General features: G+C 34.7%; 8 protein-coding genes. 1 reads left to right on the top strand and 7 read right to left on the bottom strand.

The window, feature by feature from the left end:
* Window positions 1-24 precede the first annotated feature (24 nt).
* A complete protein-coding gene (locus ACSKT4_RS13420; protein WP_465823577.1) occupies window positions 25-1,476 on the bottom strand; it encodes an acylphosphatase in 1,452 nt (483 codons plus the stop codon).
* Window positions 1,477-1,844: 368 nt separating this feature from the next.
* Between ACSKT4_RS13420 and ACSKT4_RS13415 the strand changes: the two genes are divergently transcribed.
* Entirely contained in the window at window positions 1,845-3,497 is a 1,653-nt protein-coding gene (locus tag ACSKT4_RS13415) for an ATP-binding protein (RefSeq protein WP_465823576.1), read from the top strand.
* 206 nt (window positions 3,498-3,703) lie between these two features.
* On the opposite strand, the gene ACSKT4_RS13410 is transcribed toward ACSKT4_RS13415, so the two are convergent.
* The 6 genes from ACSKT4_RS13410 to ACSKT4_RS13385 all read right to left on the bottom strand — a co-directional run bounded on the left by ACSKT4_RS13410 (window position 3,704) and on the right by ACSKT4_RS13385 (window position 13,664).
* Window positions 3,704-4,735: a CapA family protein gene (locus ACSKT4_RS13410; protein ID WP_465823575.1), complete on the bottom strand. Its 1,032-nt coding sequence runs from the start codon at window positions 4,733-4,735 to the stop codon at window positions 3,704-3,706.
* An 85-nt stretch (window positions 4,736-4,820) separates the two neighbouring features.
* The gene (locus ACSKT4_RS13405; RefSeq protein WP_465823574.1) at window positions 4,821-6,461 is read right to left on the bottom strand and encodes an acylphosphatase; all 1,641 of its coding nucleotides are present in this window, start codon (window positions 6,459-6,461) and stop codon (window positions 4,821-4,823) included.
* 32 nt (window positions 6,462-6,493) lie between these two features.
* The gene (locus tag ACSKT4_RS13400) at window positions 6,494-8,116 is read right to left on the bottom strand and encodes an acylphosphatase (RefSeq protein WP_465823573.1); all 1,623 of its coding nucleotides are present in this window, start codon (window positions 8,114-8,116) and stop codon (window positions 6,494-6,496) included.
* Between the two features lie 38 nt (window positions 8,117-8,154).
* Window positions 8,155-9,597 carry an ATP-grasp fold amidoligase family protein gene (locus ACSKT4_RS13395; RefSeq protein WP_465823572.1) on the bottom strand — a complete coding sequence of 481 codons (1,443 nt, stop codon included), beginning with the start codon at window positions 9,595-9,597 and terminating at the stop codon, window positions 8,155-8,157.
* Entirely contained in the window at window positions 9,590-11,746 is a 2,157-nt protein-coding gene (locus ACSKT4_RS13390; RefSeq protein ID WP_465823571.1) for a glycosyltransferase family 2 protein, read from the bottom strand. The genes ACSKT4_RS13395 and ACSKT4_RS13390 overlap by 8 nt, the downstream gene beginning before the upstream one ends.
* 1 nt (window position 11,747) lies before the next feature.
* On the bottom strand, window positions 11,748-13,664 hold the full coding sequence (locus ACSKT4_RS13385) for a glycosyltransferase (RefSeq protein WP_343458001.1): 1,917 nt from the start codon (window positions 13,662-13,664) through the stop codon (window positions 11,748-11,750).
* Between the last annotated feature and the right edge of the window lie 14 nt (window positions 13,665-13,678).

The raw sequence follows: 13,678 nt of genomic DNA, 5'->3' as shown, positions 1-13,678 counted from the left end.
CCCCAGCTCCCCATGTTTCTATGGTCAAAGTATCAGATCAAATCCAATTTTAATGGGCTGATTAGACAATGTTACGACTTCATCGACAACATTTTCTACCTTTGATTTTTTGGAGCCTTTAAAGCATAGTTCCTTAAGATCATCTAATACCTTTTCCGAATTACTTATCGCCAGTATCTCTACTGAGCCGTTTTCCAATTTTTTAGCAAATCCTACTATATTCTTTCTTAAAGCTTGTCTTCTAATCCAAGTCAAATACCCAACTTTTTGTACTTTTCCAGAAACGATATATTTCCGAGCATAAACTTGTCCTATAATTGGGTTACTAACAACTATTTGATCCGTAGCCCACTTGCTTAATGGTTCTAAAATACTATTATAATCGAAATAAAAGTTACTTCTTGGTTTACCTACTGTTTCAGGAAAATAATAGTCAATAATAGCTCCCGGAACATCTTTTGCTTTCCCACGTAATGGGAATAAGTGAAACCCTATCTCTGCTGTTGCATTAATTTCTAATACGACTCCTTTATCCTTCGAAACCGGGTCTACAATAATATCTACCCCACCATGTGGTATATCTGGAAGTGCTTTGAAAGCATCTACTGCAATTTGTTTAACTCCTTCAGATAATTCGTCTGTTGCTTCGATTGGATCCCCACCTGAAGATAGATTACTTTTTTCTCTAAGATCAACAACCTCACCTTTTGAAGGGATGGTGTCCGTTGTATAACCAGCCTTTTTAAGGATTTGCTTAACTTCGAAATCAACTTTAATTGGTTTTGGAGCAAGATATGGATTTTTCTTTCTATCTTCATTCTTTTGATCTATTAGCTCTTTTATCGTGTGGATTCCATCTCCAACGACATTTGCAGGTACTCGATTTGTAGCTCCAACTACTTTATCACCTACTACGTAAATACGGTATTCTTTACCCGGGTAATACTTTTCAACAAGGTATTCCTTGTAATTATATAATTTCTTTATGTTTTCCAAGATCTCTTTCAGTTCATCCTGATTACTTATATTGGTAAATACGCCTTTACCCATACTTCCATTCAAAGGTTTTAAAACGACCGGAAAACCAATTTCAGTGCAATAGTTAATTATTTCTTCTTCATTATTTGGGTTGAATATATCCCCAATTGGTACTGGTACATTCTTTTGAGCTAATAATTCTTTCGTTTTATCTTTATTCTGACAGATTCGAACAGATTTATTAGAAACAAAGTCTCCTCTTGATCTGAAAAAGTAATGTGTAGACGTATCACTGCTCAACGAGAAAAACTTCCCTTGGGTACTGCTCTTTAGTCTATCTAATTTGCAAAGATCAGTCTCATCTTTATACCAAGTAAGCTTTAATCCCCTTCTCCAACCTTCTAATGCTACTAAATAAGAACAAAGCTTGAATCCAGTAATATCTGAAACAACCTCATGTGTTAAGTGTGGAAACAATTCAATACTGTTTTGTTCCATATTCGATTTCCTCCTAGATGTATTCTTCGGATTACGTTTTAAAAAAGACAAGATATTATACAAATAGCTACCTCCTATTTGGAAACGTATAATCCAACTAATCTTATTCTTCTACTATAACTAAAAATGTGAAAATAGGGTATAATTATATATCGTTTATGCTTTAGTTTTGAATTTAGATTCTATCTTCTTTCAAGGACCTGATTCATTACAAGTAGTCTATCTTTAAATTAATCCATTAGTAAAGAAATAATACATGTATTATTGAATAATAATTTTTCATTTTCCACTTTTATGTTAAAATAAAATAGGCAATCTACATATTAAATAAACATCTATTACCTTGTATTAGGAAGGAATTTGATTATATGAATGAAAGATATTTAAGCCATTTAGAAAACTGTATTCCTGAGAAAGCAAATAATTATATGCTAAGTACTTATAGTATTATATTAGAGGCTTGGCGAAGAGGACTAGAGATTAATATAAGAATCTTATTGGAAAAATCGGGAGCAATAGAACCCTATTATTCCATTTCCGATGGTAATAAAACACATCATTTTTCTGCTACTCGTGGAGATTTAGTTTCTGTTGAAGCTAAAGAATTAACCAAAAACAAACAAACTACTAAAGAGCTTTTATTAAAGAATAATGTTCCAACACCTGTTGGTAAGGAATTTGATGAAACTATCTCAGATCAAGACATTATTCAATATGCTAATACACTTCAATACCCGTTAGTCGTTAAACCATTAAACGGAACTGGTGGTAAAGGGGTAATAGCGGACATCAAAAATGAGGATGAGTTAATAGAAGCACTGGAGTACGTTAGAAGAGAGTTAAAACGTCCTCATATAATTGTAGAGAAATATTTTGAAGGTGATGATTATCGACTTTATATCATTGATGGTAAAGTCGTAGGAGCTTTAAAGAGAGTTCGATCACACGTAATAGGTGATGGAAAATCAACTATCAAACAGTTAATTGATAGTAAAAACAAGAAGCGTTCTGCTCTTCCTTCATTAACTAATCGTCCTATTACAGTTGATAAGGAAACAAGAACATTATTAAAACGCAAAAACTATGATATGGATACTGTGTTAAAAGAAGGAGAAGTCTTCTATCTAAAAACGAAGAACAATGTGTCTGCTGGTGGGGACTCAATTGATATTACCGATAGCATATCCGATAACATTAAACAAATTGCAGTAGCAGCCACAAACAGTATTCCTTCATTACCTCATTGCGGAATTGATATGATAGTTGATGAAAAAAATGATAGTGGTGTCGTAATCGAGATTAACTCTCGAGCACATATAACGCAGCATTTATTTCCTATGGAAGGTGCTGCTAGAGACATTCCATCCCATATCATAGACTTTTACTTCCCAGAAACAGTCAATTACAATCGTACTGAGGCCAATAAGCTCTATATAGATTATGATTTTATTTATGATGCTTGTATAGCTAGGAATGCAGCAGAAATTAAAGTGCCAAAAATATCAAACTTTCCAATTGTTTTAAGGAGATTTCTCATAACAAATTGTGAATATACAGAGGAGTTTGCTCAAAAAGTAAAACGTCTGGCCTTTAACCATAAGATTAATGGGTATATTAAACACTTAGAAAACGGGAATATCGCCATTATAGCTGGTTCAAGTAAAGCAAAACTTGGAATATTTGAGAAAAAGCTTGAAAGCTTAGTAACAAAGAGTGCACCTGGTTCAGAAATAATTAGGAAAGTACGCAAAACACCAATTCAACATGGCTTCCATATTCTAGAGCCAACTAATAACTCGAATGAATCAAATGATATCTCTTATATGAAGAAATATAGTAATCTAAAAGGAGACTATCAGAGACTGGTTCGTAAAGTTGCAGAGTATGAACAAAGAGAAAGACTTACAGACATCACGATGAAGCAAAATAAACAACTGAAGAAAAGATTAAAACAGATGGAATCCAGCACCTCGTGGAAAGTAACAAAACCACTAAGAAAAGTACTTAAAGTTTTCAAATAAGAACAAAAGTGTTAAAGCACTAAATATCAAGTCCCAAGTACTAATTGCTTGGGACTTCTTTTCATTTTGGCATGACGGTAAGGTAAGCACAAGAAATTCTACTTCTTCCTTCGGTGTTACTTTTACACGATAAGCTTTTAAAATTTCTTATAACTAAAAAGACTATCGAGGGTTTCTCGACAGTCTGAAAGATACTTAAGCTATTCTTATTTTATTTCTATTTCCGGCATCCAATCTTTATATCGATTAGAAATTTCACTATACACTTCTAAGGAATCAAACTCCCCATGTGGCGTTTTAATGTATGGGTTTTTCTGTATATAGTCTATAAACGGATACATTTGGTATCCCCCACCTTTATTAGAATCAACAAATGTCAGATCAAGAGTAGGTTTCTTTACCACTGCACCATAAGAATCTTTGCTAATCTCTAGAGATAATGCTCCACCTATTTGTCTATAAAGTCCTTTTTGACCTGTATAGAAATTCCCTAACGAATATATGACAAATGTCTTTCTTCCACGAGAGTTCGTAATCCATTCTGCTGGTTGCAATACATGTGGATGGTGACCAATGATTATATCTGCACCTGCATCAGAAATAGAGGCTGCTACCTCTTTTTGAGAAGAAACCGGATATAATGGGTACTCTCTACCGAAATGTAAAGAAACAATTACTACATCTGGTGAATGTGCCTCCTTCAAGCGTTCAATCTCTCTTCTGACATCCTTCGTTTGATTTTTAACAATTCTATTTAACAAATAATCTTTGTTTTTTGGTGGATTACTTCCTAGAGTTACACAAGTATAGGATAGGAATGCACACTTAATTCCGTTCTTTTCAATAATTCGATATTTTTTCCGGTCTTTTTCTGATTTATATGAACCCACATACATTAAGCCAATCTTCTCTAGATTTTCAATTGACTTTAGAGCACCTTCTTCTCCAAAATCCATTGTGTGGTTATTAGAGTTGGAGACGATATCCGTTCCAAATTGCTTCAAATTCTCAGCCAACTCCACTGGGTTATTAAACTTAGGAAACGATGCTAGCCCTAATTCTTCCCCGGCAACAATCGATTCTAGATTTACCAACGTAATGTCTCCTGATTTAAGTAATTTTTCTGCTGGGGCCATTTTCTTTGTGAAATCATAGGTACCATTATTCGTTTTACATAAATTATAGATTCTATCATGAAGTAACACATCACCAGTAGCTACAAGTTTTAATTTTGACATATTTTCCCTCCGTTTTAAAGAGAACTGCTAACTTACATATTCTCTTATTATAGAATAACATTTAGTGATAGACAGTATAAATATATTACTTTCTCTTCTTTAATATTGAACCTATAGTCCTAAATGGAGCTGTAATTCTCCAAGAAGTACTATTTATTATATAACGATTATCTTTCTCTAAGCGATTTTTACGTTTCACTTTATTTCCAAGGTCTTTTTCTATTTTTCTAATTTTGTATTGGATCGATTTTAGACTCGATGTGTTATAATTCTCCTCTATCTCAAATCCTATAACTACTGGTTCCTTCCAGACCTCTTCATGCATTTTGTCAATCTTAATATTTCGATACTTTTGAATAACATTTCTGAATTCATTTATAACAGATCTATCGGTTCCTGCTACTAAAACTTCGATCTCGTTAAATAGTCTATTTTTTACATGCCCATTTAGTCCAAGATCTAAAGCTTGCTGCTTAAGCCATTGATGATAACTCAATCTTTGTACATTTCCCGAAATAACATACTTTTTGGCATACAGTTCGCCAATAGGAGCTGGAGAAACTTCTACTTCTACTACCGAACGATTTTCTAATGGTTCTAATACCGTTGTCATATCAAAATATATCTTTGATTTAGAAGTATCTATTCCTTTCGTTTCCGGAAAATAATAATCAATTATGGCAGCAGGAATATTTCTCGCCTTTCCTCTTAACGGATACAAAGCTCCACCAATTTGGGCGGTTGGGTTTAGTTCAATTACAACTGCCGGATCTTTAATATCGGGATTTTCATTCACAATAATGTCTACTCCTCCATGAGGAAAGTTAGGAATAGCCTTTAAAGCATCAATAGCTACTTGTTTTATTTCATCCGGCATGGTGTCTGTAACGTCTATTGGGTCCCCCCCAGAAGATACATTCGTTTTCTCTCTAAGGTATAAGACCTCACCTTTTTCAAGAACATCTTGCATGGAATATCCCGCTTCTTGGACAAATTCTAGAATTTCTTTATCAACTTCTATAAGACAGCTTTTTAAACGTGCATTTCTTTTTCGTTCAAGGTTTTTTAAGTTTATCAATTCCTCAATGGTACTAAAACCATTCCCTTTTATATTGGCAGGCACACGATTATAGGCTGCTATTACCTTATTATCAACTACATATACTCTATACTCTTTTCCAGATATATGCTGCTCCACTAGCACTTCTCGGTATCCTAGTTCTTCTCGAACATAATGCAATGCCTTTTGAAAATCGGTTTCATTTTTTATATTCGTTACAACGCCGTTTCCTAAGCTTGCATTTGTCGGCTTTAATACTTGTGGGTATGGTATTGATTTACTAAAATTAATGATTTCTTCATCTGTTGCTTCATAATCGAAGCCTTTCCCCTGAGGAACAGGAACACCTGCTTTTTCTAACCAGATTTTTGTATCGTCCTTTTCTGAACCTATTTCAACTGCCTGATTCGAAACTTTATCCCCTCTTGAACGGAAGAAAAAGTGGGTACGCTTGTCCGAGCTAAGTGAGTATAATCTTCCTGGAGGGTTAACCCCAAATATAATCATATCCTTGTAATACTCAGAGTCTTTCGTATACCATTTTAATTTTAGTCCTCTTCTCCAACCTTCCAGAGCTATAGCAAAAGAATCTAATCTTGTTTTCTGTGCGTTAACTACGATTTCATTGGGTAATTGAGGTAAACTGATACCCTGTTCTTCTTTCATGGATGATTTCCTCCTCAAAAAAACACGAAAAATTATTTGAACTTCTTAAAGACTGCTCCCGCAAAACGAATTGGTTTAGAAATTCTCCAAGAAAAACTTTGTTCTAGTTTTCGATTCTTAACCTCTGCTTTTTTTAGAGCAAGCTCCGTAACTTCTAAATCTTGAAGTAATAGCTTTAATTCCTCTAACTGCGTTTTTAAGTCTGCTTTTATTTCAAAGCCTACTTTTATTGGTTCATGATAGATTTCTTCTTGAATTTCTATTACATGTGCTCTTTCTGGATCTTCTAATAAAGCATGTCTAAATTCATCAACCATTTTTATATTTGTTCCAGCTACTACTACCTCAATATCACCATTTTCAAGATTACTTACAAAACCTTGTAAATTTCTTTCGAATGCTTGCTTTCTTAAACCACGATGATATCCAATATCCTGCACATCTCCAGAAACTGTATATTTCTTTGCATATATGGTTCCTACTGGACATGGCGTTACAGTAGTAATATAACCTTGTCTCGAATTTAAAGGGTCTAAAACATCATGGAAATCAAAGTAAACCTTCCCTTTATTCTCTATATCTCCTTTTGTCTCTGGGAAATAGTAGTCAATTATAGCAGCAGGTACATCTCTTGACTTACCTTTAATTGGATACAAGATCCCACCTAGCTGTGCTGTTGGGTTAAGTTCAATAATAACTCCGGAATTGTTTGAGGTAGACGGATCATACATTAAGTCTACTGCACCATGTATTAGACCGGGAACTGCCTTTAATGCTTCAACTGCCGTTTTCTTTACATCTTCAGGAAGCTCATCCATTACATCTATTGGATCTCCACCGAGAGAGATATTACTTTTAGCACTCAAGAATAATTGCTCATTTTTATCCAATATGGAATCTAATGTATATCCTTTTCTGCTTATAAATTCGACTAATTCCTTTTCCATTTTGATCGGACAGCTTGCTAAACGTGGATTTAGACTACGTTCCTCATTTTTTAATTCAATTAAGGACCTTATCGAATTGATCCCATCTCCAATAATGTTTGGAGGCATCCTTTTAATAGCGCCGATCACTTCATTATCGATAACATATATTCTATAATCATCGCCTGTAACAAATTGTTCTACGATGACATCTTTATAATTTAATTCATTTCGAACATAATCTAAAGAGAATTCCAATTCACCTGCACTTGTTATATTAGCAATAACCCCTCTACCAAAACTACCATCTGTTGGCTTTAAAACAATGGGATAGCCTAAAGATTCAGCATATGTAATAATAGCTTGATTCGAATCCTCTGGTAAAAAACGTTTTCCTTCAGGAACTGTAATCCCTGCTTGCATTAGCATTTGTTTCGTTTTTTCTTTATTCATCCCAATGGAAACGGCTTCGTTCGTAACCAGGTCTCCTCTTGTTCTAAAGAAATAATGCGTTTTCTCGTCAGAACTTAATGAAAACAGCTGCCCAGGCTTATCTACAAACCAAGTATTCATTTCCTTAAACTTTTCAGAATCTTTCACATGCCATCTTAATTTCAGACCTCTTCTCCACCCTTCTAGTGAAACAGCATAAGCATCTAACAGATTACCATGTACATCTGAAACAAACTTACTCGAAAGGTGTGGTAGCCATTGTTTCTCATCTTCCATTGAAAATCCTCCTAAATTTCTCTCCAAAGTAGTTGTGCTTAAAACGTTTTTATCATCTCATTAAAATAACTAAATTCCTTACCATTTAGTAAATCATTTATTAATCGACCTTCAGCTTCGTTAAAATAATCACCTAACCACTTATCTGTGGCTTCATCAAATTCATCATAGTTTCCTGGTTTAGGCGTAAATTCCCCAAACACTAGTCCTTTATCCGAACGGAGGAAGTCAATCCTAATAAATGGAGCGGGGATTAATTGGCTAATTTCCTTTGCAAGCTGAACTTCCGCTTGAGTGCATCCCTTCCCTTTAAACAAATCATTCGTATATTTTCCTGTTTTTACTCGTTCACCATTTTCTGTCCACCAGCAATACTTCAACTCTGGATAACGAGATATCTCCAATATAAGTCCAACCCTACCATAAAAGCAATAAAATTTTATATCACGTGAGGGAAGCTTATCGTCCTTATTTTCCAGGATAAGCTCTTCTATAATCCACTTGTCTTCTTCAACCCAACCTGAAGAAAGGTCTTTAGCTAATGATTCAAGTAATCCTTCCCAGCTTTTTACATTCCTAGAACGCTTTATATCAAATATATCTGTAGTGGAATATACTAAGTAAACTCCGCGTGAACCTGCACCATTTGCAGGCTTGATAACGATTCCTTCTCGTTTTGGAATGGTTGATATGCTGTACGTATCCTCTGCCACCCAAGGAATTGGAACATTTAATTTATCCATGAAGTTGTAGGCATTTCGCTTATCATCTAATTGCCATTCAGGCAACGTACCTGTTAATTGCATTTTTCTGATTCTCATATTCATGCTAGCCCGAAAAGATGATACCTGCCTAAGTTCTATTGGACTATCCTTCAATCCTTCTCTTAGAATAAACTCCGGAATAGCTTCCATCGTTAAACCATCCAACACTAGTTGATAAATATAATCTCGATATTCTTCTTTTTCCTTCATGAATAGTCTTGCTATATACCTCAACATATGGTTATAGTTAGAATCGAGTTGTTTTTTGTTTTCAATTGTTTGTTTTAGGAAGGAAATTAACTCTCCATTTTCTTTCTTTTCTTTCAGAACATCATGGAGAGACCCAATATTAAGCAAGCGATCACGTATTATTAGATCATGATATTTTTCCTTCGTACTATAAAGTTCCTTTTGAATTTCAGCTAGTTTCTCTTCTAATTCTGATATAATTACCTCTTTAGAAGTTCCCCTACTAAATTTAGCTTTTGTTATTGGCTTAAAGAGTTTATAGGTATTGCTTGAGGAGATTTGTTTTGCCTTTTTTTTATTTTGTATATTTTCACTAGCTAACTTTTTTATATCTGCTTCGTTGTCTAATAAAGCTTCCAGTAAAAAATCTCGTTTACGTATTTCCTCTTCTACTTCTAAGGAATCAGTTAAATCATCCATTAGATTACTTTTGTCGATAGGGCTTATAGGATGCTCTTTTTTACTCATTTGATTGCTCCCCTTTAACATGACCTAAATGAAATGGATTTTCTTGTACAATCCAATCATCTAAATGAACAGAATAAGGTTGTAAATTCTCCTTAGATAATTTGATATATTTTAAATCATTTTTTGCTAATCGGTCTAAGCTTTCCCTGATTTCCTGGTTGCATGGATACCATTTACCTAAGTGATCAACTTGCTGAATAAGATGCTTGGCACATTTTCGTAAATGGTAGTGAGGTATGCCGTTTCGTTTTGGCGGCTGATATATCAATACCTTAACTGCCTCTGCCTTTATGTATGGTAAATATCTTTGTTTTTCTTCCAATATAGAAGGATCAATTAGGATGAGAAGGTCACATGTTATTTGTTCGCCATACACGATAAATTGAACATCCTTGCCATCAACGATTTCTCTAATTCTAGGGCTTATCATTTTTATATCTTTATAATGATAATCATTCCATTGAATTAGCCCCGTTTTTAATCCGCGTTTTAAATGTTCTTGGATTTTCATAAGAGTAGATTCAACTAATCCTTCGTTTCGAAAATCAGCCGCCATGATCACATCAAACTCTCTGAAGCCGAAACGCTTCTCTTCTCTTTGGACCCATAAAGGCTCGGGTACTGGAAATGGACGATTCTTCATGGGGAAGTCATAGTATAATGACCTTCTCGATTGATGATGAGCCAAAAAAGCCTCACGATATTCCTTACGTATCCCCATTAAGAAACCATTATATCCAAAGAAACTACTACTCGTTAAGGAGGTTAATGATTGTCTAGCAAAAGATAACGGGCCTGTATGCAAGTCAACCACGCTCTGAGATCCAAAGACTTTCATAAGTCTATGTTTGAACTCGCTGTCTGCCGCAAAACGTACACTATCCCAAGCACCTAATTTTTCTAAGACTGGCTTTCTGCGAAACATTAGAGAGGACATATTAGAAAAAATGTATTCTCCTTCTGTTCCTCTTCTAGTTAATCGAAGGGATTCTGTCATACGTGCTAGTTCTGAAGTATTGCCTATAACAGATGGATTGTTGATTAAGTGTTCCACCTGTATCGCTATTTTTTGAGCATGGGACCAATCGTCTGCGTCATTCACTGTCAAATATTCACCTGTAGCATGCTTTAGGCCGATGTTTCTTGCTACATAGGGACCACTATTTTTCCCCGTAGAAAATAGTTTCACACGAGAATCTCTTTCTATATAATGTTCTACAATCTTTACTGTACTATCCGTACTACAGTCGTCCACTACTATTATTTCTATGTTTTGCCATGTCTGCTTTAGCATGGACTCAATTGAAATAGAAATACTATTTTCTGCATTATAGGCAGGGATGATGACCGTTACAGTAGGACCATTACGTAATAACGATTTATTTAATAATGTATTTAAATGATCATAAGGATAAGCTTCACTATTCTCCCTTACTTCAATTGGAAGAAGTTGATAATGGTTCAGTGCTTTATTAATCCATTCCAATTTCGATGTCATGTCTTTCTCTAGGTTAGCCATTGCCAACAATAAATCAGGATGGTTGTGGTGGCTAATGTAAGTTGATAGGATACGTTCTGCCTGCTCTGGTTCCTCACATAACAAATAACATTCCGCCTTTAATATAGCCACTCTTCTTTGAAAATCGTCATCATTAACGGTATGTAATGCTTGTAAATAATGTAAGGCTTTAACAGCATCAATAGATGAATTTTTATTTGCATGCCAAAGAGCAAGCTCCCATGATACAGCTTGCTTCATATAACGATTATCCGTATCCTTAAAGATTGCTTCTAATTCATTCAATACTTTTTCTTCAAATCCTAAAGTATATAGCCAGTATCTGTATTCTTTAATTTTATTTGAAGCTTTCTTCTGCTTATATGTTTTACTATATAGCTGACGCTTGTCTCTTCTACCTAGAATATATGCTCCCGATTCTTTTATAGCATATTTCCATTTAGATGGTATTTTCTTTAAATGAAAGATACGACTATTCGTGATCTCTCTAAACTCTCTCTCTAGAGTTTGGCGGAATAGTCGTGATTCTTCAGTCAGCCTTTTTTGCGCTAACCATTGATTCTCTAACTTTTCTAATTCGTTCTGAAGTTCAATATTTCGTTCCTTTAGTTTTTTAGCATCATATTTCATTTCATATCTTCCAATCCTTATCTAATAGAAGGAAATCAACTTCGTTTGGATACGCTACTTTAAACTTTTCGAATAAATCATTATCTTTTACCAACCAATGCATAGGTCCGGAAAAATAACGGTCCAGATTTTTCTTATACTTAGTTATATCTGTTTCAATGAAATGGTCTACCATTACTTTAATCTGATCTGTTGTTACACTAGGTATGTAACGCTGAAAATCATGTAATATTGATGTTCCTAAAACAACTAAATGACGCGCTTTAATTTGTTCCCCGAACACAAGCATGTGTACTTGATTATTATCAATTAAAGCTCTTATTTCCGAACGAATTTTTTTGTTAGATAACTTTACGTCATACTTGTTCATTTGAATAAGCCCTATCCTACTACTAGTTTTGGATAGACTTTTAATTTTATCTACTGCTTCATTAGGAATATCCCTATAATCAGCAACTAATATCATCTCAAAATACCGGTAATTTTCTTGTTTTTCTTCTCTTTTTGGCCACATTGGTTCTGGAACTGGATATAGTCTTTTATCAGCTGGATATGGATAGAACAATGACTTTCCAGACTGATGGTATGTTGAAAAGCTCTCCACATATTCCTTACGAGCTCCCATAAAGAAACCATTATAACCGAACGCTGAACTACCAGTAAGTGAATTAACAGACTGTCTCGGCAAGGATAAAGGACCAGAATTTAAATCGACAAACTTATTTTTACCGAAGGCCTTAATTAATCTACGTTTAAATTCACCATCTGCTGCGAAACGTACACTGTCCCAATTCCCTAATTTTTCTAGCACTGGTTTTCTTCGGAACATTAAAGAAGACATATTAGGAAAAATATACTTACCAGGTGTTCCTCTACGATAGAATTTAATGTCTTCTGTAAGTCTTGCATGTGCAGATGTATTCGCGATAATATCTTGATGTTGCATAAGATGACGAGCCTGTATTTCTAATTTTTGGGCGTGAGACCAATCATCAGAGTCATTAACTGTTATAAAGTCACCCGTTACATGCTGCAAGCCAATATTACGAGCTACATATGGTCCACTATTTTCTGGAGTAGATAGAAGCTTCACTCTAGGATCCTTTGCTACATACTCCTTCACTACTTCGGCCGTACCATCTGGACTGCAATCATCCACTACAATGAGTTCAAGATTCTTCCACGTCTGTGAAAGAATGGACTCAATAGCAATGCGAATCCCTTGCTCTGCTTTAAAGGCAGGTAATATTACCGAAATCTTAGGCACATCTTCAATGGATTCATTACTAGATTGCGTTCTCAAATCATCGTAGGTACTATCATTTCCCTTTTCAAAATAGATTGGTGTTAGATGATACTGTTCCATCACCTTGTTAATCCAATCTAACTTTTTATCAATTGAATTTTCTAGATTAGCCATGCCTAGAAATAAATCGGGGTGTGGTTGAATATGAATCAAATCTTGTAAAACAACCTTTCCCATCTCTTTCTTTTGTAGCAGGTCATAACACTCCGCTTCCACAATTCCAAATCTTCTTAATTGATCTTGATTTTTCTCGCCATCTTTTGCAACGGCAATATATTGGAGTGCTTTTTCAGCACCTTCCTTTGAATAATCATTGGCATACCATAATGCAAGCTCCCAAGCTGTCAGCCTTTTTATATAAGGATATTTATTTTGTTCATAGAAGCTTTTCAATTCTGATAGACCTCTATCTTGAAATCCTAAATTATATAGATGGTAGCGAATTTGTTTTAATTCTTGCCGTTGTAATTGTTGTTTTCCTAAAATTATCGCACGCAATTTTTCCTTTTGCTCATCTGTAAATAAATCCCCTAAACGCTTACGCTGATTCTCGCTTAAGACATTATACATAAACCAATCAATTGGTCCAGTTAAGACTTTTTTAATTCCCAACTTCTCCACCACCT

Source organism: Ornithinibacillus liuyingii, assembly GCF_055550225.1.
The sequence above is the reverse complement of the archived record's forward strand: the minus strand, read 5'-3'. Positions and strand labels throughout refer to the sequence as shown.